This is a genomic window from Sedimentimonas flavescens, from assembly GCF_025154035.1.
In the GTDB taxonomy this organism is placed as follows: Bacteria; Pseudomonadota; Alphaproteobacteria; order Rhodobacterales; family Rhodobacteraceae; genus Rhodobacter; species Rhodobacter flavescens.
Window position 1 is genome coordinate 443,025 of the sequence record NZ_JAOALJ010000002.1, and the last position, 24,355, is coordinate 467,379.

The window sequence follows — 24,355 nt, forward strand, 5'->3', positions numbered from 1 at the left end:
ATCAGCTCCCCGCGCCAAGCGAGATCACAGTGACCGCGCGACGGTTCTGGGCGTAGCAATCCTCGGTCGAGCAAACGGCCAGCGGGCGCTCCTTGCCATAGGAGACGGTGCGCAGGCGGTTGCCGGCGACGCCTTGCGAGATCAGGAACTCCTGCACGGCGCTGGCACGCCGCGCACCCAGTGCGAGGTTGTATTCGCGGGTGCCCTGTTCGTCGGCGTGACCCTCGATGATCGCGGCATATTGCGGGTGGTTCACCAGCCACTGCGCCTGACCGGTCAGGATCGTGCGGGCCTCGGGGTTGATCGTCGACTGATCGACCTGGAACAGAACCTTGTCGCCGATGGCCTGGTTGAAATAGGCGGGCGAGTTCGGATCATTGATCGAGCCCTGCGAGATGCCGTTGTCGCCATACATGCCGCCCGGATCGACGACGCCGTTGCCCGCGCCGTATTTGTCGGGGTTGTTACAGGCCGCGAGGCCGAGAACTGCCAGAAGAAGCACTGCCTTGGGTGCGAAAGTCATTTGTTACCGCCTTTGGTTTGCCCGTTTCGGGCGATGTTATCAGGTTCATACCACCTTGTGAATCAGGGCAGAAGGGGCGACCAGGCCGGGTCAGACGCCGCGCCGACACCGTCCACCTTCTTGAGGTTCCGCCCCGAGATATCCACCGAGAAAAGCTGCGCGCCGCCCGCGGCGCCGGGGCTCTCGCGGGTGAACATGATCACGCGGCCATTGGGCGACCAGGTCGGGCCTTCATCGAGGAACGAGGCGGTCAGCAGCCGCTCTTCCGAGCCATCAGTGCGCATCACGCCGATGTGGAAACGCCCCGCGTGCTGCTTGGTAAACGCGATCAGATCGCCGCGCGGGCTCCAGACCGGGGTGCCATAGCGCCCCTCGCCGAACGAGATCCGCGTGGGCTCACCCCCGCCCGCCGACATGATGTAAAGCTGCTGCGTGCCCGAACGGTCGCTTTCAAACACGATGCGCGAGCCATCGGGGCTATAGGACGGCGCGGTCTCGATTGCAGGGCTGTTGGTCAGCCGCGAGGGGGAGCCGCCGTTCACGCCCATGGTCCACAGATCGGTATTGCCGCCCTGCTCCATCGAATAGACGATCGAGCCGCCATCGGGCGAGAAGCGCGGCGCGAAGGTCATCGTGCCAGGGATCTCGGGCAGCAGCGTGGCCGCGACATTGCGGGTGTCGAGCATCTTGATGCGCGGGAAGCCGGTCTCGAAGGTGGTATACAGCACACGACCGCCATCGGGCGAGAAGCGCGGCGCCAGCACGATGGTGCTCGAATCCGTGAGATACTGGATATTGGCGCCGTCATAATCTGCCACCGCCAGACGCTTTTGGCGCGCATCCTTGGGGCCGGTTTCCGACACGAAGACGACGCGGCTGTCGAAATAGCCGCTCTCGCCGGTCACGCGGCTGTAGATCACATCGGCGACCTTGTGGGCCAGGCGCCGCCAGCTTGCGGGTGAGGCCGCCAGTTGTTGGCCATCACCCAGTTGCTGGCCGGAATAGACGTCGAACAGGCGGAACTTGACCACGACCTTGCCGCCCTGCATCGACACCCCGCCCACGATCAGCGCCTGTGCGTTGATCGCCTGCCAGTCGGGGTAGCTGACCGGGATGTCGAAGGCGCCGAAGCGCTGGATATGCGCGCTTTCGGGAATCTCGCGGAACAGGCCCGTGCCGCTCAGGTCGGCGGCGATCACGCGGGTGATATCATTGGCCATCTGCCCCGCATCGCCGGTCTCGGCGACGAAAGTGGGCAGCGCATAGGGCAGCGGCTCGATCACGCCATCGGTAATCTCGATCCGCAGCGGCCCCTGCTGGGCCTGCGCCATCGCGGGGCCGATCATCAGCGCGGCCAGCGCCGCAAGTGCAATCCGCATCATACTCGCCATTCCTCGTTCGGGCCTTGGCCCCTTGTAACCTGTTTCTGCATCGCGGCGCATCACATCCACCTGAACGCCCGCGAAAATCCGCCCGAAAGACACTGCGATCATTTCATCCTCATCTTCTCGGGGTTGAAGACGATCTCGATCTCGCGCCAGTGATCGTATTTCTCCGGCGGCAGCGGGAACCCGTCCGAGCCGCAGCGCACGATGGCGCGCCGTCCGGCCTCGTAGGCCTGCCGCGCGGCGGCGTCCGAGCCGCCCTCGTAGCCCACCATCTCGATCGACCGGATATCCGGCTTACCATCGGGGTTCATTGCAACGCGCAGGGTGACCGTGGTGCGCAGCGCCTCGCTGCTCAGCGCGCCAACGTTCCAGCAGGCCTTCACATCGACGATCAGCGCCTCTTTCTCGCCCGCGGTGACGGGCGGGCCAGAGGCCGCGCGGCCGGTGCCACCCGTGCCCTGGCTTTCCTCGGCCATCGCTTCGGCCAGCGCGTCATTGACCGCATCGGTCGCGGGCTTGGCCTCTGAAGGGGCGGTCGCGGGAGGCTTGACTGCGGCGGTTTCATTGGGTGCAGGCGCGGGTTTCGCGGGCTTGGCACGCGGACGTGGAGTGCTCAACGGAGCCGATGTCCTGGCCTTCTCCTCGGTCTCGGTCGCCTCGGTCACGATCTCGGTCGTGGCCTCGGGGGGCGCGGCTTCCTGCTGAGGCTCTTCGACCGCCTGCTCGGGTTCGGCCGATTCCTCGGGACGGGTCTCAGGCTCGGCCAGTTCAGATACCTTGGCGTCGGGCGCGGGCGCCTCGGCGGGCTTCGGCGCGACGCGCGGTGCAGGCTTGGGCACGGGGCGCGTCGAAAAATCGGGCGTCGTCGTGTCCTGCGGCACCTCGACCGGCGGCATCATGCTCGGCGGCACCTCGGTGACCTCTGCGGGCTCCACCGGCTCCAGATCCGACAGATCGGGCTGCGGCTCGGGTTCGGCCACGGGTTCGGGCATCGGCTGGGGCTGCGGCTCGGGCGCGGGGGCCTCTTCGGGCGCGGGCTGTTCGACCGGCTGGGGCTGCGGTTGCGCGGGCATCTCGGCCACCGGCGTCTCCGACGCCTTGGGCGCGGCCGCGACCATGGCCGAGAACTCGGCCTCGGAAATCACCGAAACCTCCTGCATCACGACCGGCTCCGAGGGCTTGGGCTTGAACCACGAGCCGCCCAAAAGCACCCAGGCGATGACTCCGAGGTGGAGCACCGCCGAAACGCCCGTGCCGATCTTGTCTGCCCTATCCATGCGCATCCGCGCTACCTCGGCCTCAGTTTCCGGCCTGCGTCCCGGTCAGGCCCGGACCGCCCGTATCCGTCACGAGCACGATATTGCTGAACCCGCCCGCGTTGAGCGCCCCCATGACCTGCACCACGCGGGCATATTCGATCCCGCCATCGGCACGCAGAAAGACCTTGTCGCTGTCGCGCTCCTGCGCAACGGCGCGCAGCCGATCCACCAGCTCGGTCTCGGGCACGGGCGTATTCATCATCGACACCGTCCCGTCGAGTTGCAGCGAAATGGTCAGCGGCTCTTCCTGCTCGGTCGGCACCGCCTTGGCGGCGGTCTTGGGCAGCTCAAGCGGCACGCCGACCGTCATCATCGGCGCGGCGACCATGAAGATGATCAGCAGCACAAGCATCACGTCCACCATCGGCGTGACGTTGATCTCGCTCATCGCGGCATGTTTGGAATGCTTGCCCCGGCGCTTGCGCCCGCCGCCTCCGCCACGTTTGATGACCCCCGCGCCCATGGCTCAGGCGTCCAGCTGGCGCGACAGGATGGTGGCGAATTCGTCCGCGAAGGCTTCGTAGCCCGAGGCGATCTTGTCGGCATCCGACGACAGCTTGTTGTAGAAGATCACTGCGGGGATAGCGGCCAGAAGACCAAGCGCGGTGGCGACCAGCGCCTCGGAGATCCCCGGCGCCACAACCGCAAGCGAGGTATTCTGCGAGATCGCGATCTCCTCGAAAGCGACCTTGATGCCCCAGACCGTGCCGAACAGACCCACGAAGGGCGCGGTCGAGCCCACGGTCGCAAGGAACGGCAGGCCCGAGTTCAGCGCCTCGGTCTCTTTGGCGATTGCCACATCCATCGAGCGGTCGATCCGTGCCTGCGCGCCCGCGATCAGCTCGCCATCCTGGCGGTGGCTGCGACGCCACTCAAGCATGCCAGCGGCGAAGATGCGCTGGCTCGGGCCGTCCGGGGTCGGCCCGATCTGGTCAAACAACTCATCGAGCGGCTCGCCCGACCAGAAGGCGCGGTCGAAGGCATCCGCCTCCTGCCGCGAGGCGCGGTAGGTGATGAACTTGCGGATGATGATCGACCAGGACCAGAAACTGGCGACCGTCAGCATCAACATCACCAGCTTCACGGTCAGCGATGCACGGGCGAAAAGGGCCAGCAGGGAAAAGTCCATCTGCTGCGCCATATTGAGGGCTTCGGTTTCCATCTGTCACTGCTCGCCGGTTGTGGCCACGTTTTGCGGCTCTGTTAGCAGCGATTCTAACCGAGGTTCAGGGGGGGCGCCATAACAAGCACGTTATTTCGCTGTAGCAATCGGCGCTTCAGTGCACCGCAGGGGCGAACTTTCGCCGGACATCGGACGGCAAACGCTGCGGAGCGCCACTTTCGCCCAGACAGACGATGGTCACGGTGGCGGTGAACAGCTTCTCCTCGCCGCGCCAGACGGCCTGATCCACGACGATCCGCGCCCCGGTTTCCGCCACCAGCGCGGTGCTCACGACAAGCTCATCGTCGAACTTCGCGGGCCTCAGGTAATCGGCCTCGACCCGGCGCACGGCGAAAACGATCCCATGATCGCGCTTCAGCGCGCCCTGATCGACCCCGAGCGCACGCACCCATTCGGTCCGCCCGCGCTCGATAAAGCGCAGGTAGTTGGCATAATAGACGATCCCGGCAAGGTCCGTGTCCTCGTAATAGACACGCAGGGGGAATTCGAAGCTCATGCGCCACCCACCCGCGCGGCCAGCCGCAGGGCGTGGCTCATGTCCTGCGCAACGGCAGGCATGACCGGATCGTAGGCAGCCCGGATCACAGCGGCAATATCGGGGCGAAGCACCGTCACGCCCCGCGCCACGGCCAAGGGCGAACGCTCGGCAAAGGCCTGATCGGACCAAAGCAGCATCATCTGCACCGCCTGGCTGAGTGCAATCGTCTCGGCCGGCACCTCATCAAGCGCCGCATCCATGCGCACGAAACTGAAACACGCCCGGATCGCGCCCTCGGGATCGAAGCGGAACACGCGGTACTGGTTCGCCCCCTGATCGTCGAGCCGCGCCACCAGATCCTGCAACCCGTCGATCATGTGATCGAGATTGGGCACCTCGAGCAGTTCCTGCCAGTCGCGGAAGAAGAACACCATCAGATTGGCACCCAGTTCCGGGTCAGTCTCGGCCATCTTGTGCCCGGCCAGAACCACCACAGCCTCGACCGCGCCCTTTACCGTAGCCAGAGTCGCCGCGTCGACCCCGAACACCACCGGAACGATCGGTCGCCCCCAACGCGCAAACAGGTATTCTCCTGTCGAACGCGTGAAAAGTGCCGCGATTTCATCGGCGCCGGGCATGGAAGGCTGGTCGGTCATCTTCTCCCCCAGAGTAACGTCGCCCTACCCTATGCCATCGCCGCGCCGGGGTGAAGGGCCGGGAAAGGGGGGCCAGCCCCCCTCGCCCGTTCCGGGCTCACCCCCCGGGATATTTGGGCAAAGCCGAAAGAGCCTCCCATTTCTTCTTGGCACAAATACCTCGGGGGTGAGCGGCCTTGCCGCGAGGGGGCAGCGCCCCCTTTCCCCGCTTGCCGCGCGCCCGAGGCCCGCCTATAAGGCCGCCATGACCCGGCTCTTGCACATCCATCGAATTACCGGCCCGGCGCTCTGACGCGTCAGGGTGGCCGGGAGATGTGAGCAAAGCCCAGGGGCGCGGGCCGCGCGCCCAATCCTTAAGCCAGGGACTACCGATCTATGTGCGCCGATACGCCCGAGAATACCGTCGATTACCGCAACACCGTCTTTCTGCCCGAAACCGATTTCCCGATGCGCGCGGGCCTGCCGCAGCGCGAACCCGAGTGGCTTGAGCGTTGGGCCCGGATCGGCATCTACGACACGCTGCGCGCCAAGGCGGGTGACCGCCCGCCCTTCGTGCTGCATGACGGCCCTCCCTATGCCAACGGCCATCTGCATATCGGCCACGCGCTGAACAAGATCCTCAAGGATTTCATCGTCCGCTCGCAGCAGATGATGGGCAAGGACTCGCGCTATGTTCCGGGCTGGGACTGTCACGGCCTGCCGATCGAATGGAAGATCGAGGAGCAGTATCGCGCCAAGGGTCTCGACAAGGACGCCGTGGATGTCATCGATTTCCGCCAGGAATGCCGCAAGTTCGCCGAGGGCTGGATCGACATCCAGCGCGACGAGTTCAAACGCCTCGGCATCACCGGCAAGTGGGACAAGCCCTATCTGACGATGGACTACCACGCCGAGGCCGTGATCGCGGATGAGTTCATGAAACTCCTCATGAACGGCGCGCTCTACCAGGGCTCAAAACCCGTCATGTGGTCGCCTGTCGAGAAGACCGCTCTGGCCGAGGCCGAGGTCGAATATCACGACCACACCAGCCACACGATCTGGGTGCGGTTCAAGCCGGTCTCGGGCCTCGATGGTGCCAAGGTCGTGATCTGGACCACCACTCCCTGGACGATCCCGCAAAACCGCGCGGTGGCTTACGGCCCCGGCATCGCCTACGGGCTTTACGAGGTCACCGGCCGCCCCGAGCAATCGACCGCCGTCATCGGCGAGTATCTCGTGCTGGCCGATGCGCTGGCCGAACAGGTGATGACCGCAGCCAAACTCGACAGCTCGATGTACCGCCGCATCCGCGACGTGAACGTGAGCGAGTTCGAGGGCGTCATCCTCCAGCACCCCTATCACAGGGTCGAGGATGGCAAGGGCGAGTGGGATTACCCCGTGCCGATGCTGCCCGGCGATCACGTCACCGACGACGCGGGCACGGGCTTCGTGCATACCGCGCCCTCGCATGGTGACGACGACTATCAGCTTGGCCTCAGGTTCGGCCTGCCGATGACCTATAACGTCGAGCCCGACGGCTCATACCGCAAGGATCTGCCGCTGTTCGCGGGTCAGGCCATCGTGCTGCCCGACGGCAAGGAAGGCCCGGCGAACGTGTCGAACATCAAGCAGCTGGCCTATGCCGGCGCGCTCTTGGCCAAGGGCAAGCTCAAGCACTCCTACCCGCATTCGTGGCGCTCGAAGGCACCGCTGATCTATCGCAACACGCCGCAATGGTTCGCCGCCATCGACTACAAGCTCGAAGACGGCATGGGTGAGTATGGCGACACGATCCGCTCCCGCGCGCTGACCTCGATCGACCAGCTGGTGAAATGGACGCCGCCGACCGGCCGCAACCGGCTTTATTCGATGATCGAGGCGCGGCCGGATTGGGTTCTGTCGCGCCAGCGCGCCTGGGGCGTGCCGCTGACCTGCTTTACCAAGAAGGGCGCCCGCCCGACCGACCCGGACTTCCTGCTGCGCAACGACGACGTCAACGCCCGCATCAAAGCCGCGTTCGAGGCCGAGGGTGCCGACGTCTGGTACAAGCCCGGCTTCAAGGAGCAGGTTCTGGGCAATGTCGTGAATGCCGACGAATACCAGCAGGTCTTCGACGTGCTCGACGTGTGGTTCGATAGCGGCTCGACCCATGCCTTCGTGCTGCGCGACCGCGAGGATGGCACCGCGGACGGCATCGCGGACCTCTACCTTGAGGGCACTGACCAACACCGCGGCTGGTTCCATTCCTCCATGCTGCAAGCCTGCGCCACCAAGGGCCGTGCGCCCTATCGCGGCGTGCTGACCCATGGCTTCACGCTGGACGAGAAGGGCATGAAGATGTCCAAATCGCTCGGCAATACCGTGGCGCCTGCCGATGTCATCAAGGAATACGGCGCGGACATCCTGCGCCTTTGGGTCGCGCAATCCGACTACACGGTCGATCTGCGCATCGGCAAAGAGATCCTCAAGGGCGTGGCCGACAGCTACCGTCGCCTGCGCAATACGCTGCGCTTCATGCTTGGCAACCTCGCGGGCTTCACCGATGCCGAGCGTCTGCCGGTCGAGGAAATGCCCGAGCTGGAACGCTGGGTGCTGCACCGTCTGGCCGAACTCGATCACACTGTGCGCAAGGGCTATGACGCCTATGACTTCTCGGGCGTGTTCCAGGCGCTGTTCAACTTCTGCACGGTGGACCTGTCGGCCTTCTACTTCGATATCCGCAAGGACGCGCTTTATTGCGACCCGCATTGGGCGACCCGTCGCCGCGCGGCGCGCACGGTGCTCGACCTGCTGTTCCACCGCCTGACCCGCTGGCTGGCGCCGATGCTGCCCTTCACCATGGAAGACGTGTGGCTTTCGCGCTTCCCAGGCGATGACAGCTCGATCCACCTTGAGGACTTCGCCGCGACCCCGGCCGACTGGCGCGACGAGCCGCTGGCCGCGAAATGGGACGGCATCCGCCGCGCCCGCCGCGCGGTGACCGCCGCGCTTGAGGTGCAGCGCACCGCCAAGGTCATCGGCGCCTCGCTTGAGGCGGCGCCCGTCGTCCATGTCGAGGATGCCGCACTGGCCGCCGCGCTGAAATCGGTCAACTTCGCCGATCTGTGCATCACCTCGGGGCTTGAGATCACCACCGACCCCGCGCCGAACGAGGCTTTCCGCCTGCCCGAGGTTCCGGGTGTCGCGGTCGTCTTTGAAGAGGCGGACGGCGAGAAGTGCCAGCGTTGCTGGAAGATCCTGCCCGATGTCGGCAGCCACGGCCATGCCCAGACCTGCAAGCGCTGCGCTGACGCCCTAGGCTGATCGCCGCCACCAATGCGAAGAAAGGGCGTTTCCGGGCGCCCTTTCCCATTGCTGTCGGTACAATTCACTGCTTGCCGGACGGTCGCGTCACGGGTAGCCATGTGACAGTTTCATGACAGCCACACGGTCGCCCCGCGATGAGCCTGCCTATTCTCTTCGCGGTGCTCGCCGCAGCCTTCCTGCATGCGCTATGGAACGCGCTGATCCGTCTGGGCGGCTCGAAGATCCATGCGATGGTGCTGCTGTCGCTGGCCGAAGTCGTCGTGGGCATCGTCATTGTCATTGCGCGCCCCCTGCCGATCCCCGCCGCCTGGCCCTGGATCATCGGCGCGGGCTTCGTGCATTTCGCCTACAAGTTCTTCCTCGCCCATGCCTATGAGCAGGGCGACCTGAGCCGCGTCTATCCGATCGCGCGGGGAACTGCGCCGATGCTGGTCGCGATCGTCTCGGCGGCTTTCGCGCTCGACCATATCGAGCCCACGGGCTACGCGGGCATCGCCGTTCTGGGCGCAGGTATCCTGCTGATGGCGCGCGGCGTCTTCACCGACGGCGAGAGCCGGCGCCTGCTGCCCTTTGCGCTCGGCTCGGCCTGTGCCACGGCGACCTATACGCTGGTCGACGGCATGGGCGCGCGGGTTGCGGGCGATGCGGTGGGCTATACCGGCTGGCTGATGATCGGCGGCGGGCTGGGGTTTGCCGCGCTCATGCTCTCGCGCCGGGGCTTGCGCGATCTGAACGTGCCCGCGCGCGACTGGATGCGGGCGGGCCTCGGGGCCGTTGCCTCCTACGGTGCCTATGCGATCTCGATCTGGGCGATGACGGTAGCGCCCATCGCGCTCGTGGCGGTGCTGCGCGAGACCTCGATCCTCTTTGCCATGCTCATGGGCTGGCTGATCTTCGGCGAGAAGATGAACGCCAAGAAAGGCTTGGCGGCGGGCCTGATCGTCGCCGGGGTGATGCTTACGCGGCTTTGACCGGGCGCGCGGGGATGATCTGCTGCGCGATACCCGCCGCCAGCAGATAGACCGAAGTCGCCACCAACCCCCAATGCGCCCAGCTTTGCGGATGGAAATCGACCCAGGCGGCCCAACCCGCAAAGATCGTCCAGGCCAGCGCCATGGGCAGCGAAAGGGCCCGCCAGCGCTCGGTCCGGGTCGGATGGATGAACTTCAGCGGAAAGAACATCGCCAACGCCAGCGCCAGTACCACGCCAAGGGTGATCCAGTAGCCGGGCTTGAGCGCAAACAGCACCAGCACCACCATGTTCCAGCACGCCGGGAAGCCCGAGAAGGAATTATCCTTCGTCTTCATGCGCGTATCGGCAAAGTAGATGACGCTTGCATAGGTGATCGCGATGATCGCCAGCCAGCCGGTCCAGCCCGGCAGCAAGCCCGATTTGAAGAGCGCATAGGCCGGAATGAAGACATAGGTGAGGTAGTCGATGATCAGGTCCATCAGCACGCCGTCATAGATCGGCCAGTTGCGCTTGACGTCATAGCGTCGCGCCAGCGGCCCATCGATCCCGTCCACGAAAAGCGCCGCGACGAGCCAGAGGAACATCAGGCTCCACTTCTCCTCGACTGCGGCAAGCATGGCCAGCATCGACAGCACCGCGCCTGTGGCGGTCAGAAGATGCACTGAAAGGGCTTTGACACGAATATCCATGTGCCTCTCTAGCCAAAAAGCGCCCCCGACCTCAACCGCAGATCATGCGCGCGGATGCGCTGCGCGGTAAACCTCCATGATCCGCGTGGCATCGACGGCGGTGTATATCTGGGTAGTCGAGAGGCTTGCATGGCCAAGCAGTTCCTGGATCGCCCGCAGATCCCCCCCGGCCGAGAGCAGATGCGTTGCGAAGGAATGGCGCAGCGCATGAGGCGTAGCCGTCGCGGGCAGCCCCAGAGACATGCGCGCACGCTCCATCGCGCGGGCGATCAGACGGCGGCTGAGCGGCCCGCCGCGGGCACCGCGAAACAGCGCCTCGCCCGGCGTGGGCGGATAGGGGCAGCTGGCGACATAGGCCGCCACCGCCTCCCGCGCGGCGGGAAGCACGGGCACCAGACGCTCCTTGTCGCCCTTGCCGCGAATGCGCAGGACCTCGGGCAAAGGATGAGCCTCGCCGGTCAAGCCAAGCGCCTCGGATACCCGCAGCCCGCAGCCGTAAAGCAGCGTGACCACGGCGGCGTCGCGCGCGGCGATCCAGGGCTCGCTTGCTTGTAGATCGACTTGCTCGATCACCGCCCGCGCGGCCTCTTCGGTCAGGGGTCGCGGCAGCTTGCGGGTGTATTTCGGTGCACGGGCGGCCAACACATGGGTCGGGTCAAAACCCTCCCGCTCGGCCAGCCAGCGCATGAAGTTTTTGACCGAGGAGAGCGCACGCGCCAGCGACCGCGCCGACAGGCCCCGGCCCCGCTCATACGCCATCCAGGCGCGCATATCGGGTTGCGTAATGGTCGCCAGCCGCGCCAGCCCGAGGCTTTCGCCGTGATGCTCGTGCAGGAAGCTCAGGAACCCCGCGACATCGCTGCGATAGGCGCTCAGCGTATTGGCCGAGGCGCCGTCGAGCGCGCGCAGATGGTCAAGCCACGCCAGCAGCGCATCGCCCGCCGCCGGCGAAAAGCCGATGCCCATCAGGCCAGCCAGCGGCGCATTGCCCGCTCGAACGCGCCCGCAAAAAAACCCAGAAGATCGGTCCCCTGCGAGGGCTTGAACTGCTGCGGATCCTGCGCGCCCATGACCAGTAGCCCCGGCAGACGCCCCGGCCCAAAATCAAGCCGCATCAGCGCCTCGGAACGGATCCACTCGGCGGCCTCACCATAGACGGCGGCCGCCTCGGGCAGGGTCTGGCGCAGCACCACGGGGCGCAACTGCCCGCCACGCCCGGCGGTCATATAGGCGTCGATGAAGCCCGGTTCCGCCACGCGCAACACCTCGCCCAGGCTGCGCAGAACCGGGTCGTGCTGGGTCTGCATCGTCTCCAGCACAAGCCGGATGGAATCGAGCCGCAGGATTTCGGCCACATCGCTGTGCAGCACGTTCAGGAAGGCTTCGAAATCGGTTGGATCGAGCAGCTTCAGCACCGCGCGGTGGATCTGCGTGGTGCCCGCAAGGTTCTCATAGGCCGCCGCGATGACCGAGCGGTGGGTATCCTCGAGGCGGTCGAGCCGCTCTTCGAGGCGCTGCATCGCAATGCCGCGCAGATCCACGATATTGGCGCCCATCGCCCGCTCGTTCGCGGCGATCAGCGCGCGCATCAGATCCCGATCCTCAAGGATGACCTCGGGATCCGAGATGATCTTTTCGCGCAATACATCGGCCAGTGCCGGGTCGCTCATGCCTGTCCCTTTGTTTTCCAAGGTTCGCTTTTTTGCCACCTTACACGAGCGCCGTAAAAAATCAGATGGAAAATGCCCCCGGAAACGAAAACGGCCCGCCGGTGTGGCGGGCCGTCCTGTCTGGATCAGACGATTTTCTGACCGGTCTTGGCCCAGTCCTTGAGGAACTGGTCGAGGCCCTTGTCGGTCAGCACGTGGTTCGCCATGGCCTTGATGACTGCGGGCGGCGCGGTGATCACGTCGGCGCCGATCTTGGCACAATCCGAGATATGGTTGACCGAACGGATCGAGGCCGCGAGGATCTCGGTCTTGAAGTCGTAGTTGTCGTAGATCGTGCGGATGTCCTCGATCAGTTCCAGCCCGTCGAGATTGATGTCGTCCAGACGCCCGATGAAGGGCGAGATGAAACTCGCGCCCGCCTTGGCGGCCAGGATCGCCTGCGCCGCCGAGAAGCACAGCGTGACGTTGACCATATGGCCTTCGGATGCGAAAGCCTTGCAAGCGGTCAGACCATCCCAGGTCAGCGGAACCTTGATCGCGATATTGGAGGCGATCTTGGCCAGCTTCAGACCTTCGACGATCATGTCCTTGGCTTCGGTAGCCACGACCTCGGCCGAAACCGGCCCCGAGACCATGTCGCAGATCTCCTTGGTCACTTCGAGAATGTCGCGGCCCGACTTCAGGATCAGCGACGGGTTGGTGGTCACGCCATCCACCATACCAAGGTCGTTGAGTTCCTTGATGGCGGCGACATCGGCAGTATCGACGAAGAATTTCATTATGGCCTCCAGAGCAGCATTTGCGCGCCTGATAGCGCAAACCCGCGCCCTTGCCCAGAGTGGAATCGGCAATGGATCAGCCGCGCAGGGGGGGCGCTGCCCCCCTGAGGCCTCGCGGCCTCTCCCCCCGGGATATTTTGACCACATTGAAGAGGGGGCTGCAGCGCACACCCTTCAACGTGGCGGAAATATCCCGGGGGGAGGCAAGAAGTTTAAGGGCGTGACACATGCCGGATGAAAGTTGGTTCGCCGAAGGGGCGCGCGTCTCGATTCTGACCGCCGAACCGATCGGGCGGCCGCTCGATTATCTCGCGCCCGAGGGTGGATGCTTCCTCGGAGCCTTTGTCGAGGTTCCATTAGGGCCGCGGCGGGTGGTTGGCGTCGTCTGGGGGGTGGGCGACGGGCGCTTCGATTTGGCCAAGCTACGGCCCGTTGCGCGGGTGCTCGATGTGCCGCCGATGCGCGACGAGTTGCGGAGCTTTCTGCTGCGGATGGGCGAATACACCATGACCTCTCGCCCGGCGATGCTGCGGCTGGCCACGCGCACGCCGGGGCTGTTCGAGCCGCCCGGATCGCGCCGGATCTATCGGCTTGGCTCGGGCGTACCCGAACGCGAGACGGAGGCCCGCGCCAAGGTGCTCAAGGTCCTGCACGATCACGGTGGTGCCGGGTTCTACCTGAGCGAGTTGGCGCAACTAGCCGGGGTCACACCGCAGGTAGTGAAGGGCCTCGTCAAAAGCGGCGCCGTCGAAGAGGCCGAGCAGCCGCGTGATCTACCCTTCCCCCGCCTTGATGCCGATCTGCCCGGCAAGACCCTGTCCGAGGATCAGGGCCGCGCGGCAGATCAGTTGCGCGCCGGGGCGGGCGCTTTCGGCGTTACGCTGCTCAAGGGCGTCACCGGGTCGGGCAAGACCGAGGTGTATCTTGAAGCCGTCGCGGAATGCTTGCGGCAGGGGCGCCAGGCGCTGGTTCTGCTTCCCGAAATCGCGTTGAGCGCCGAATTCCTTGCGCGGGTTGAGGCCCGTTTTGGTGCGCGACCGGGCGAGTGGCATTCGGGCGTGACGCAGGCCGAGCGGCGGCGGCTCTGGCGTATGGCCGCGCAGGGCGATGTGCAACTGGTCGTCGGCGCGCGTTCGGCATTGTTCCTGCCGTTTCGCGACCTCGGGCTGATCGTCGTCGATGAGGAGCACGACACCTCTTACAAGCAGGAGGAGGGGGTTCTTTACAACGCCCGCGACATGTCCGTGCTGCGCGCCTCGTTTTGCGACGCGCAGGTGGTGCTGGCCTCGGCGACGCCCTCGCTGGAAAGCTGGGCCAATGCCGAGGCGGGCAAATATGCGCGAATTGATCTGCATTCCCGGTTCGGAGCCTCGGAACTGCCGCAGATGCACGCCATCGACATGCGCGAGGAACCGATCGAATCCGTCCACTGGATTTCACCCACGCTGGTCGGCGCGGTGCTCGACCGGATCTCGCGCGGGGAGCAGGCGATGCTGTTCCTCAACCGGCGTGGCTATGCGCCGGTTACCATTTGCCGCGCCTGCGGGCATCAGATCGGCTGCGACCATTGCGATGCGCGGATGGTCGAGCACCGCTTCCTCAACCGTCTCGTGTGCCACCAATGCGGTGAGAGCAAGCCGATCCCCGCCGCCTGCCCTGCTTGTGGGGTCGAAGGCAAGCTGGCCCCCGTCGGCCCGGGCGTCGAGCGTCTGGCCGAAGAAGTGGCGGAGCGATTCCCCAAGGCTCGCGTCGCGGTCCTGTCATCCGACCTGTTCAGCACCGCGCGGGCGCTGAAGGAGACCATCGCCGAAATCGCCGAGGGCGCTGCCGACATCATCATCGGCACGCAGATCGTGGCGAAGGGGCACAACTTCCCGAAGCTCACTTTGGTTGGCGTGATCGACGCAGACCTTGGCCTGCAAGGATCAGACCTGCGCGCGGCGGAACGTACCTTCCAGCTTATGCGCCAGGTGGCAGGACGCGCGGGCCGGGCCGAACGGCCGGGCGTGGCGCTGCTGCAAAGCTACCAGCCCGAGCATCCGGTCATCCGCGCGATCCTGTCGGGCGACGAAGAGGCGTTCTGGAAAGCCGAGGCCGCCGAGCGCCGCGCGCAGGGTGTTCCGCCTTACGGGCGCATGGCGGGGATCATCCTGTCGGGGCCGGAGCTGCAACCGCTCTTCGAGATCGGCAACGAACTGGCACGACGCACCGAGCCGCTGCGCCGGGTCGGGGCGCAGCTATTCGGCCCGGCCCCGGCGCCCATCGCGCGGGTGCGGGGGCGCCACCGGGTGCGGATGTTGGTCAAGGCCGACAAGGGCGCGCCGCTTCAGGCGGCGCTGCGGGCCTGGCTGCGCCAGGCCAAGGTGCCAAACGCCGTGCGTCTGGCCATCGACATCGACCCGCAGAGCTTCCTTTAGGCCGTCTGCGCCGCCGGAGCACGCTGATCGAGCAGGAAGTCGGTTACGACCGCGCCAATCCACATGCAAAAGAGCGCCAGCCACGCGGTGCCCGCAAAGACCGAACCACCCGTGACACCATTGCCGATGGCACAGCCCCCGGCCAGCATCGCGCCGAACCCCATCAGCACCGCACCGATCATCGAGCGGCGCATCACCGGAACGCTGTCGAACGCCTGCCAACTGAATTCGCGCGTGAGGACCGAGCTGATCAGTGCGCCAAGAACCACGCCCGGAACAAGGCCCACGTCGAACTCGAAGACGGCATTGCGGTCGAGGAAGAACATCAGCGTATTGGCCGACGGCCCCGAGAAGGTGGCCGAGGTCACCGCGACGGGCTCGAACGCGACCTGTGCAAGCTGCCAGGTCAGCACCCAGCCAACAGCGACCGCAAAGCCCACGCCCGAGGCGAAGATGAGAATCTTGGGGCCGATCCCGTTGCGAACCGACAGGTAAAGCGCCAGCACCGCGACGGCGAGGCCAAAGGCAAACCCGCTCCAATCCGGTATGCGCAGCAGATCGAGGACCGAGACATTCTCGGCCCCGGTAATCCAAAGGCCAGCCAGCTTGTCGCGGAACGGCGCCAGAATGCCCTTGAGGCTCATCTGCGCGACGACGGCGAAGATCAGCCCCGACACGACCGAACGCAGGTTGCCCGTAGAGGCCAGCACCAGAAGCCGCCCCGAGCAGCCGCGCGCCATCACCATCCCCGCGCCGAACAACAGCCCGCCGATGATCGCGCCCGACCAGCTGCCGGGCACCGACATGACGCGCGAATCCGCCGCGCGGAACAGGCCAAGCATCTGCGCGCCCTGCACCCAGACGACCGCGGTCGAGAAGGTCAGCAGCCAGACCGATACCTTGGGCCCCAGCTTGCCGCGGGCAAACTCGACCGTGGCGGCGCGCAGGCAGAAGTTCGACCGCTGTGCGGCCACGCCAAAGATGATGCCGGTGATCAGACCAAACAGCGCCGCCGTAGGCGCCTCGCCGATCCGCTCGATTAGTGCAACGATATCCATGGACTCCTCCCTCCCCGCAATTCGGCCATGCCATCTTCGCCCGCGCGACGCCTTGATCTGAATCAGGCTGCTCTGGACATGGGCGCGTGCACGCCTATCTTCGGCGCAAAGGAGATCGCGATGAAACTCAGCCGCCTGCCCTCCCCGAATGAGGCCCTGCCGGGCCGTGACACGCCCATGCCCCTGGCCGAGCCGCACTTCCTGTGGCAACGCGACCTGCGCGCGCCCGTGCCCGAAGGCATGGCCGAAGCGATGTTCGGCATGGGTTGCTTCTGGGGCGTCGAGCGCAAGTTCTGGCAGCTGAAGGGGGTTTGGCTGACGATGGTGGGTTACGCCGGGGGGGTCACCCCGAACCCGACCTACCGCGAGCTCTGCACCGGCATGACCGGCCATAACGAGGTCGTGCGCGTCATTTTCGACCCCGCCGTGATCAGCTACGATGACCTGCTGCGCACCTTCTGGGAAAACCACGACCCGACGCAGGGGATGCGCCAGGGCAACGACAGCGGCACTCAGTATCGCTCAGGCATCTACGCCTATACGCCCGAACAGGCGGAGGCGGCCGAGGCCTCGCGCGTGGCCTATGCACAGCGGCTGGCCTCGGCCGGTTACGGCGCGATCACCACCGAAATCCTGCCCGCCCCCGCCTTCTACTACGCCGAGGATTTCCATCAGCAATACCTCGCGAAGAACCCGCAGGGCTATTGCGGGATCGGCGGCACCGGGGTCTCGTGCCCCATCGGCCTGTCCGCCTGAGCCGCCGCGCTTGACCCGCGCGGCCGACTGCGCCAAAGCGGGGCAAGCAGATCAGGAGCCGACATGACCACCTTCACCGCCTTCACCACCCTCGCCGACCGCGACAGCGCCGAGGCCCTGGCCGAATTGGTCGAAGAGTTGGACCCCGCGCCCTATGGCGTTGGCGTGTTCGAGATCGAGGATGGCTCGGACCGTTGGGAAGTGGGCGCCTATTTCCTTGAGCGCCCCGATGACGTCGCGCTGGCGTTGCTGGCCATGTCGCACACGGCCGCGCCCTTCGCGATCTCGGAACTGCCCGACATCGACTGGGTCGCCCATGTCCGCCGCGAGCTGGCCCCCGTCGTCGCCGGGCGCTTCTTCGTCTACGGCAGCCATGACGCCGACAAGGTGCCCGAGGGCTCGATCCCGCTTTTGATCGAGGCCGCGATGGCCTTTGGCACCGGCCATCACGGCACCACCCTTGGCTGCCTGAGCGCCCTTGACCGGCTGGAACGCGAGGGGCTGCGCGCGCGCAACGTGGCCGATATCGGCTGCGGCACCGCCGTGCTGGCCATGGCGGCCGCGAAGCTCTGGCCCGAAACGGTGCTTGCCTCGGACATCGACCCGGTCGCGGTCGAGACCGCCGCCGCCAATGTCGAGGCCAACGGGATGTCCGGCCAGGTCGTCTGCCTTGAGGCCGCTGGTTTCGAACACCCGCGCCTGAAGGAAAACGCGCCCTTCGACCTTATTTTTGCCAATATTCTGAAGGCACCTCTGATCGCATTGGCGCCGGATATGGGCAAATATTGCGCCGAATCGGGTCAAGTCATCCTCTCGGGCATCCTGCACGAGCAGGCCGACGATGTTATCGTCGCTTACGTAGCGGAAGGATTTACCCTCGCATCCCGCAACGAACACGGCGACTGGACCACACTGGTCATGCAGCGGAAACAGTAACAGCCAAGTTTTTATCGAAAAACAAGCGGAACCGGCGCATACTTGTATGTACTGGTTCCGTGGCTCCGCTTTACCTCAGGGTGGCGAAGATGACTGATAGCAAAATAGAGAATTTTCAAAGTCGGCTGGCCCGTATCGACCAGATACATTCGGCCGGCGGTGCGTTCGAGGCCGATGGCGCCTTGGGCCGCACCTATTTTGACACCCACCGCAAGAAGGCGCGCCGCGCCATTCCGTGGCGGGGATTCTCGCTTCTGTTTCTGGCCGCGCTCCTGCTCAAGGGGTCGCTGCTGGCATCACTGGGCGAGGATGTTTACGGCGAGCGGGTCGCGTCCCTGACCGCCGGCAATCAGTTTGAGAAACTTGGTGCCTGGGTCCTGAAGGTCGAGCCGGCGACACGGCTCGTCGCGGATGTGTTGCGTCCTCTGATACGCTGATGCGCTCCGCGACAAAGCAAAGGGCCGCGCAGTCTGGACTGCGCGGCCCTACTCGTTTTGATCCATGATCAGCCGGCCACGCGATCGATGTCGAAGCGGGTCAGACCGATATCGGCAAGCTCACGGTCAGTCAGGCGCGACAGGGCGTTGCGGGTAACGCGGGCGTCGTTCCAGGCCAGAACCGAGTTGATCATCTTCGAGACGAAGCCGGCATGGGTATTGCGGACCGAGAGGAGAGTGGTGTCAGCGGCGGACATTTTCGTTTCCTGTTCATATACTGCGTGATCTTTGGGCATTGCCCTTCTGACCGGGCAGATAGTTGGGGCCATCTGCAAACACAACTCACGCCAAAGCAGTCCCGCCATGCGAAAATCGCATGGCAAAACCACCCTTCTCGCCGCTCCGTTAAATTGCCCGAAAGCCGGTCATTTCGTAGCGCCATCACCCCTGCCTTCGCGCATTTCGCCGCACTGCAGCAAAATCTGCGCATTTCACCCCTCCGGCGCTTCCGGCTTTGCGATGTTCACTTTTCGTGCTAACCGTTGAAAAAAGGCAACATGAGCAGGGCAGGAACGGATGCGCGTAATCGGAATCGACCCGGGGCTACGCAACCTGGGCTGGGGTGTGATCGAGATGGCGGGCTCGCGACTCAGTCATATCGCCAATGGCACCATCCATTCGGCAGGCGATGAACTGGCGCTCAGACTGGTTGTCCTGCACGCGGAACTGACCGAAGTGATCGCGCGCTACACCCCCGACGCCGCGGCGGTCGAGCAGACCTTCGTCAACAAGGACGCGGTCGCGACGCTCAAACTCGGACAGGCGCGCGGCATCGCGCTTCTGGTCCCGGCGCAGGCCGGGCTGGCGGTCGGCGAATACGCTCCGAACGCCGTGAAAAAGGCGGTTGTCGGCGTCGGCCATGCCGACAAGACGCAGGTTCAACACATGGTCCGCCACCAGCTTCCCGGCGTTCAGTTCGACGGGCCAGACGCCGCCGACGCGCTCGCCATCGCCATTTGCCACGCGCATCATCTGCAATCGTCCCAACGCGCCAATGCCGCGATGCTGGGTCGTAGCGCATTGGCCGCCCGCGCGGATCAGGCCCGCATCCGGAGGGCGCGCTCATGATCGGCCGTATCGCGGGAACCATCCTCCACCGCGCGATGGATCACGTGCTGATCGACGTGCGCGGCGTGGGTTATATCGTCCATGTCTCCTCCCGCACCGCCTCCTCGCTCCCCCCGGTGGGCGAGGCCTGCGCGCTCTACACCGACCTGCTCGTGCGCGAGGATCTGCTGCAACTCTTCGGCTTCCCCACCCTGATCGAGAAGGAATGGCATCGCCTGCTGACCTCGGTTCAGGGGATCGGCGCCAAGGCCTCGCTCGCGATCCTCGGCACCCTCGGCGCCGAGGGCGTCGGCCGCGCCATCGCGCTTGGCGACTGGAGCGCGATCAAGGCCGCCCCCGGCGTCGGTCCGAAACTCGCGCAGCGCGTCGTGATGGAGCTCAAGGACAAGGCCCCCACCGTCATGGCCATGGGTGGCACGCTCACCGTCGATGCGGCCCCTTCGGATGACGTGCTCGAAACCGCGCCCAAGCCGCGCACCCGCCCCGCGCCCGCCGCCACCCCCAAGGCCAATTTCACCGCCGAGGCGCTCAGCGCGCTGACCAACCTCGGCTACAACCCCTCCGAAGCAGCCAGCGCCGTGGCCGAGGCCAGCGACCACCCCGACGCGACCGACACCGCGAAACTGATCCGCACCGCCCTTCGCCTGCTTGCCCCCAAGGACTAGCCCTTCTTCTTGGCCCAAATACCTCGGGGGTGCAGGGGGCAGCGCCCCCGCTTGCCCCCACCGCCCGAAAGCGCATAACTGAACCATGACCGAACCCGACCCGACCCTCCGCCCCGAACGCCTCCCCGATGACGCCGACCGCGCCCTGCGCCCGCAGGCGCTCGAGGAATTCGTGGGCCAGGCCGAGGCCCGGGCCAACCTGCGCGTCTTCATCGAAAGTGCGCGGATGCGGGGTCAGGCGATGGATCACACGCTGTTCCACGGCCCGCCGGGCCTGGGCAAGACCACGCTCGCACAGATCATGGCGCGCGAGTTGGGCGTGAACTTCAAGATGACCTCGGGGCCGGTGCTCGCGAAAGCAGGCGATCTCGCCGCGATCCTCACCAACCTCGAAACCCGCGACGTCCTTTTCATCGATGAGATCCACCGCCTCAACCCGGCGGTCGAAGAGGTGCTCTACCCCGCGATGGAAGACTTCGAGCTTGACCTCGTGATCGGCGAAGGCCCCGCCGCGCGCACCGTGCGGATCGAGCTGCAACCTTTCACCCTTGTCGGCGCCACCACCCGCCTCGGGCTGCTCACCACCCCCTTGCGCGACCGTTTCGGCATCCCGACCCGGCTCCAGTTCTACACCGAGGACGAGCTTGACCAGATCGTCACCCGCGGCGCACGACTGCTCGGCATCCCCTCCGATCCCGAGGGCACACGCGAGATCGCACGCCGCGCCCGTGGCACGCCGCGCATCGCCGGGCGTCTGCTGCGCCGCGTTGTCGATTTCGCGCTGGTCGAGGGCGATGGCCGCCTGACGCAAAAGATCGCGGATCGCGCGCTGACCCGGCTCGGCGTCGATCACCTCGGCCTCGACGGCGCCGACCGGCGCTACATGATGCTGATGGCCGAGCATTACGGCGGCGGGCCGGTCGGGGTCGAAACCCTCTCGGCCGCGCTCTCGGAAAGCCGCGACGCAATCGAAGAGGTGATCGAGCCCTTCTTGCTCCAGCAAGGCCTGATCCAGCGCACACCGCGCGGCCGGATGCTGGGCCAGCGCGCCTGGCACCACCTTGGCCTTGCCGCCCCGATCCAACCGGGCGCACCGCAGGGCAACCTTTTCGACGGCTGAGACAATACGCCGCTTGCTCGCGCCCGCGCCCGGCCCTATCCCGATTGCATGAGTGGAATTCCGCCCCGTTTCGAGATCACCGAAGCCGAGATCGACCTTGTCGTCGCCCGGTTCTATGCCCGTGTGCGGGTGCATCCGGTCCTTGCGCCGATCTTTGCCGCCCATGTCGAGGATTGGCCCGCGCATGAGGCCAAGATCGCCCGCTTCTGGAAAGGCGCGATCCTGTTCCAACCCGGGTACGAAGGCTCACCCATGATCGCGCATCGCCGTGCGCAGAATGTCGAGGCCGCGCATTTCCCGCAGTGGCTCGCGGCCTTCGACGAGGTTCTGAATGAGACGCTCTCACCGCAGGCCGCGGCCGGATGGTCGGCGTTGGCGCATCGCATCGGTCAGGGCCTGCGCATGGGCGTCGAGGATATCGGCCGCCCTAGCGGGATCGTCCCGACCCTTCGCTAGATCATTCGGCCTCGGCCGATTTTGACTTGCCGAACAGCCCGGTCAGCGCACGCCGCGTCAGGTTCGCGACGCGCGGCTTTTGCAGCACCCGGAACGGCATCGGACGGCACACCTCGATCGCAGCCACGCCAACCCGCGCGGTCAGCGCGCCATTCACGACCCCCTCGCCAAAGCGGCGCGAGAGCTTCGAGAAAAGATGCCCGCCGGTGACGGTCTCGATCAGGTCATCCCCGGCGGCGACCGCGCCGGTGGCGACCAGATGCGTCATCACGGTCCGCGCCAGCCGCAAACTACCCAAACTGCCGGCGCGCCCGCCGTAGATCTCGGCAATGCGGCGGATCATCCGCAGGTTGGCGCCAAGCGCGGTGAACACATCGGCCAGCGCCAAGGGCACCAGCGCCGTCACTGTGGCCACGGTGCGCGCCGCGGCCTCGATCTCAAGGCGCGCAGCGGCGTCGAGGGGCGTCATCAGCTCGGTCTCGGCCAGCACCAGCAAAGTGTCGGTGTCGATCTGCTCGGGCGCGCGCTCGGCCAGATTGGCGCGCGGCCAGTCCATCTCGGGGCGGGCGGCGTAAAGCGCGCTGAGATGCGTAACAACCTTGCGCGCGCGGCCCAGATCGTCGGACTGCGCGGCTTCCTGCACCTCACGGTGAACGCGATCAAGACGCTTCAGCCGAGCGAAGGCCGACAGCTCACGCAGCGCCACCAGCAGCGCGGCAAGGATGAAGGCGGCAAAGAGCACGCTGGCCACCCAACCCAGGATCGGATTGGCGGTGAACATCCCCTCGACAAAGCGCCAGGCTGCGACCGAGGCAAGGAAGGTCACCAAGGCAACGGTCGCGCGCCAGAAGAACCGCCCAAGACGCGAGGGCGGACGCGCCGCCAGACGCGCCGCGATCTGCATCGCGCGGCCTTGGAGCGGCGCCTCGCCCGGCTGCGGCAGATCGCTGACTGCAGGGGCCTCGGCGGGCGAGGGCGCAGGCGTGTCGATCTCGATCATCACCGGTTTTTGGGTCATAGCTTGTCCCCGATCAGAAATTCGGCGGCCCGGTCGAGCCGGATATGCGGCGGCCCTTCGCCCGGACGCAGGCTGACCGCGGCAGGGGCGAAGGCCATGATCGAATAATCCGCGCCCAGCCAGTGCCGCGCCCCGTCGCGTGCCGGGGCCAGAAGCTGTGCCGGGTCGAGCGGCAACTCGCCCGGATAAAGCGCGACCGAGCGGCCATCCGCCAGACGCCCGCGCACGGCGGGCAATTCAACCCCGTCATGCGCAATCGATTCCTCGGTCGTCGTGCGCAGGGCGGCAATCGAAAGCGCCTGCGTCTTCGCCCCCGCAAAATCGGCGCGATCCTTGGCCTCGCGCAAGAGCGCGCCGGTGATCGCCGTCAGCCGGGCGTGCTGGCTGTGGTGCAGATGGTCGGCCTTGGTGGCGGCGAACAAGATGCGCTCCACCCGCCGCCCGCCCAGAAGCGAGGCAAGAAACCCCGCTGTTCCCGGCCTGAAGGCTTGCAGGATCGAGGCCATCGACTGGCGCAGATCCTCCAGCGCGGCGGGGCCCGCATGAATGGCGCCCAGCACATCCACCAGCACCACCTGCCGGTCGATCCGTGCGAAATGATCGCGAAAGAAGGGTTTGACCACCTGCGATTTGTAGGCGGCATAGCGGCGCGCCATCTCATGCCCCAGAGAGCCGCGCGGATACTCGCCGGGCGGGACCGGCGCGAAGGTCAGCACCGGAGAGCCCGCCATCTCGCCCGGCAGCAGGAAGCGCCCCGGCGAGCAATCGGAAAACCCGGCCTCGCGCGCGGCGTGAAGATGCGCGGTGAAGGCCTCCGCCAGCGCCTTGGCGGCAGGTTCGTCGAAGCGCGCGGTCAGATCGGCAGCCGCAAGCGCCGCCGCGAACGCCGCTGCCCCCGGCCGCGCACCGATGCGCGCCAGAACCCCTTCGGACCACTGGGCATAGCTTTTCTCCATCAGCCCGAGATCGAGCAGCCATTCGCCGGGGTAATCGACGATGTCGAGATGCACCGTGCGCAGCCCGCGCAGCCCGCCAAGCAGGCCCGTCGGCGCAACGCGAAAGCTCAGCCGCAATTCGGAAACCGCGCGGGTGCCCTCGGGCCAGTGCGGCGCGGGACCGGTCAGCGCACCGAGGTAGCGCTCATAATCGAAGCGGGGAACGGTGTCGTCGGGCTGCGGCTGCAAGAACGCCGCACGAATGTTCGACGCGCCCACCAGCGCGGGCATCCGCCCCCGGTCCAGCAGGTTCGCGACCAGCGAGGTGATGAACACCGTCTTGCCCGCGCGCGACAGTCCCGTGACCCCAAGACGGATCACCGGCTCGAACAGCCCCTCGGAAACCGAGGCGCCCAGCCCCTCGATCCGGCGCCCAAGCCCGTCTGCGATATCGGAAATGCCCAATGCAATGCCCTTGTGTTACCT

Annotated in this window: 25 protein-coding genes; 10 read left to right on the forward strand and 15 right to left on the reverse strand. The window is 66.0% G+C overall.

Features of this window, described 5'->3' with window-relative positions:
• Position 1 precedes the first annotated feature (1 nt).
• The 7 genes from pal to N3C64_RS05555 form a co-directional block, all read right to left on the reverse strand.
• Positions 2-523 (reverse strand): peptidoglycan-associated lipoprotein Pal, encoded by a 522-nt coding sequence (gene pal, locus N3C64_RS05525; protein ID WP_260012647.1) that lies wholly within the window; start codon positions 521-523, stop codon positions 2-4.
• Between the two features lie 62 nt (positions 524-585).
• Positions 586-1,914, reverse strand: coding sequence for a Tol-Pal system beta propeller repeat protein TolB (gene tolB / locus N3C64_RS05530; RefSeq protein ID WP_260013096.1), 1,329 nt, complete (start codon positions 1,912-1,914; stop codon positions 586-588).
• A 98-nt stretch (positions 1,915-2,012) separates the two neighbouring features.
• Positions 2,013-3,188: a cell envelope integrity protein TolA gene (tolA, locus tag N3C64_RS05535; RefSeq protein WP_260012649.1), complete on the reverse strand. Its 1,176-nt coding sequence runs from the start codon at positions 3,186-3,188 to the stop codon at positions 2,013-2,015.
• Between the two features lie 22 nt (positions 3,189-3,210).
• A complete protein-coding gene (locus tag N3C64_RS05540) occupies positions 3,211-3,693 on the reverse strand; it encodes an ExbD/TolR family protein (protein ID WP_218628793.1) in 483 nt (160 codons plus the stop codon).
• A gap of 3 nt (positions 3,694-3,696) precedes the next feature.
• The gene (tolQ, locus tag N3C64_RS05545; protein ID WP_218628794.1) at positions 3,697-4,392 is read right to left on the reverse strand and encodes a protein TolQ; all 696 of its coding nucleotides are present in this window, start codon (positions 4,390-4,392) and stop codon (positions 3,697-3,699) included.
• 115 nt (positions 4,393-4,507) lie between these two features.
• Positions 4,508-4,909 carry a tol-pal system-associated acyl-CoA thioesterase gene (gene ybgC / locus N3C64_RS05550; RefSeq protein ID WP_260012656.1) on the reverse strand — a complete coding sequence of 134 codons (402 nt, stop codon included), beginning with the start codon at positions 4,907-4,909 and terminating at the stop codon, positions 4,508-4,510.
• Positions 4,906-5,547, reverse strand: a complete 642-nt coding sequence (locus tag N3C64_RS05555; RefSeq protein ID WP_375546097.1) for a hypothetical protein — start codon at positions 5,545-5,547, stop codon at positions 4,906-4,908. Before N3C64_RS05555 ends, ybgC begins: the two co-directional genes overlap by 4 nt.
• Before the next feature lie 375 nt (positions 5,548-5,922).
• Between N3C64_RS05555 and ileS the strand changes: the two genes are divergently transcribed.
• Both ileS and N3C64_RS05565 read left to right on the forward strand, forming a co-directional pair.
• Positions 5,923-8,829 carry an isoleucine--tRNA ligase gene (gene ileS, locus N3C64_RS05560; RefSeq protein WP_260012658.1) on the forward strand — a complete coding sequence of 969 codons (2,907 nt, stop codon included), beginning with the start codon at positions 5,923-5,925 and terminating at the stop codon, positions 8,827-8,829.
• Between the two features lie 137 nt (positions 8,830-8,966).
• A complete protein-coding gene (locus N3C64_RS05565) occupies positions 8,967-9,803 on the forward strand; it encodes an EamA family transporter (protein WP_218628797.1) in 837 nt (278 codons plus the stop codon).
• On the opposite strand, the gene N3C64_RS05570 is transcribed toward N3C64_RS05565, so the two are convergent.
• From N3C64_RS05570 to fsa, 4 genes are all read right to left on the reverse strand, one after another.
• Complete coding sequence (locus tag N3C64_RS05570; protein ID WP_218628798.1) at positions 9,790-10,494, reverse strand: CDP-alcohol phosphatidyltransferase family protein; 705 nt, start codon at positions 10,492-10,494, stop codon at positions 9,790-9,792. The two genes, N3C64_RS05565 and N3C64_RS05570, sit on opposite strands and share 14 nt — an antisense overlap.
• Positions 10,495-10,536: 42 nt before the next feature.
• The gene (locus N3C64_RS05575; protein ID WP_260012671.1) at positions 10,537-11,460 is read right to left on the reverse strand and encodes a tyrosine recombinase XerC; all 924 of its coding nucleotides are present in this window, start codon (positions 11,458-11,460) and stop codon (positions 10,537-10,539) included.
• A complete protein-coding gene (locus tag N3C64_RS05580; protein ID WP_260012674.1) occupies positions 11,460-12,164 on the reverse strand; it encodes a DUF484 family protein in 705 nt (234 codons plus the stop codon). The genes N3C64_RS05575 and N3C64_RS05580 overlap by 1 nt, the downstream gene beginning before the upstream one ends.
• Positions 12,165-12,289: 125 nt before the next feature.
• Positions 12,290-12,943: a fructose-6-phosphate aldolase gene (gene fsa, locus N3C64_RS05585; RefSeq protein ID WP_260012677.1), complete on the reverse strand. Its 654-nt coding sequence runs from the start codon at positions 12,941-12,943 to the stop codon at positions 12,290-12,292.
• A gap of 227 nt (positions 12,944-13,170) precedes the next feature.
• Here fsa and N3C64_RS05590 point away from each other — a divergent pair, with 227 nt between their 5' ends.
• Positions 13,171-15,360, forward strand: coding sequence for a primosomal protein N' (locus N3C64_RS05590; RefSeq protein ID WP_260012679.1), 2,190 nt, complete (start codon positions 13,171-13,173; stop codon positions 15,358-15,360).
• Here the strand turns inward: N3C64_RS05590 and N3C64_RS05595 are convergent.
• Positions 15,357-16,418 carry a YeeE/YedE family protein gene (locus N3C64_RS05595; RefSeq protein ID WP_218628803.1) on the reverse strand — a complete coding sequence of 354 codons (1,062 nt, stop codon included), beginning with the start codon at positions 16,416-16,418 and terminating at the stop codon, positions 15,357-15,359. The genes N3C64_RS05590 and N3C64_RS05595 overlap by 4 nt on opposite strands.
• Positions 16,419-16,538: 120 nt before the next feature.
• Between N3C64_RS05595 and msrA the strand changes: the two genes are divergently transcribed.
• The 3 genes from msrA to N3C64_RS05610 all read left to right on the forward strand — a co-directional run bounded on the left by msrA (position 16,539) and on the right by N3C64_RS05610 (position 18,547).
• Positions 16,539-17,174 carry a peptide-methionine (S)-S-oxide reductase MsrA gene (gene msrA / locus N3C64_RS05600; RefSeq protein WP_260012682.1) on the forward strand — a complete coding sequence of 212 codons (636 nt, stop codon included), beginning with the start codon at positions 16,539-16,541 and terminating at the stop codon, positions 17,172-17,174.
• 63 nt (positions 17,175-17,237) lie between these two features.
• Positions 17,238-18,110 (forward strand): 50S ribosomal protein L11 methyltransferase, encoded by an 873-nt coding sequence (locus N3C64_RS05605; protein WP_260012685.1) that lies wholly within the window; start codon positions 17,238-17,240, stop codon positions 18,108-18,110.
• A gap of 89 nt (positions 18,111-18,199) precedes the next feature.
• Entirely contained in the window at positions 18,200-18,547 is a 348-nt protein-coding gene (locus N3C64_RS05610; protein ID WP_260012688.1) for a hypothetical protein, read from the forward strand.
• Between the two features lie 68 nt (positions 18,548-18,615).
• On the opposite strand, the gene N3C64_RS05615 is transcribed toward N3C64_RS05610, so the two are convergent.
• Complete coding sequence (locus tag N3C64_RS05615) at positions 18,616-18,804, reverse strand: DUF1127 domain-containing protein (RefSeq protein ID WP_218628807.1); 189 nt, start codon at positions 18,802-18,804, stop codon at positions 18,616-18,618.
• Positions 18,805-19,123: 319 nt separating this feature from the next.
• On the opposite strand from N3C64_RS05615, the gene ruvC reads away from it, so the two are divergent.
• From ruvC to N3C64_RS05635, 4 genes are all read left to right on the forward strand, one after another.
• Positions 19,124-19,675 carry a crossover junction endodeoxyribonuclease RuvC gene (ruvC, locus tag N3C64_RS05620; protein ID WP_260012691.1) on the forward strand — a complete coding sequence of 184 codons (552 nt, stop codon included), beginning with the start codon at positions 19,124-19,126 and terminating at the stop codon, positions 19,673-19,675.
• Positions 19,672-20,340, forward strand: a complete 669-nt coding sequence (gene ruvA, locus N3C64_RS05625; protein ID WP_260012694.1) for a Holliday junction branch migration protein RuvA — start codon at positions 19,672-19,674, stop codon at positions 20,338-20,340. The genes ruvC and ruvA overlap by 4 nt, the downstream gene beginning before the upstream one ends.
• A gap of 85 nt (positions 20,341-20,425) precedes the next feature.
• Positions 20,426-21,460 (forward strand): Holliday junction branch migration DNA helicase RuvB, encoded by a 1,035-nt coding sequence (gene ruvB, locus N3C64_RS05630; RefSeq protein ID WP_260012696.1) that lies wholly within the window; start codon positions 20,426-20,428, stop codon positions 21,458-21,460.
• Between the two features lie 48 nt (positions 21,461-21,508).
• Positions 21,509-21,916, forward strand: coding sequence for a group III truncated hemoglobin (locus N3C64_RS05635; protein WP_218628811.1), 408 nt, complete (start codon positions 21,509-21,511; stop codon positions 21,914-21,916).
• Between the two features lies 1 nt (position 21,917).
• On the opposite strand, the gene N3C64_RS05640 is transcribed toward N3C64_RS05635, so the two are convergent.
• Positions 21,918-22,934 (reverse strand): YcjF family protein, encoded by a 1,017-nt coding sequence (locus N3C64_RS05640; protein WP_260012698.1) that lies wholly within the window; start codon positions 22,932-22,934, stop codon positions 21,918-21,920.
• Positions 22,931-24,334: a YcjX family GTP-binding protein gene (locus N3C64_RS05645; RefSeq protein ID WP_260012700.1), complete on the reverse strand. Its 1,404-nt coding sequence runs from the start codon at positions 24,332-24,334 to the stop codon at positions 22,931-22,933. The genes N3C64_RS05640 and N3C64_RS05645 overlap by 4 nt, the downstream gene beginning before the upstream one ends.
• Positions 24,335-24,355 lie beyond the last annotated feature (21 nt).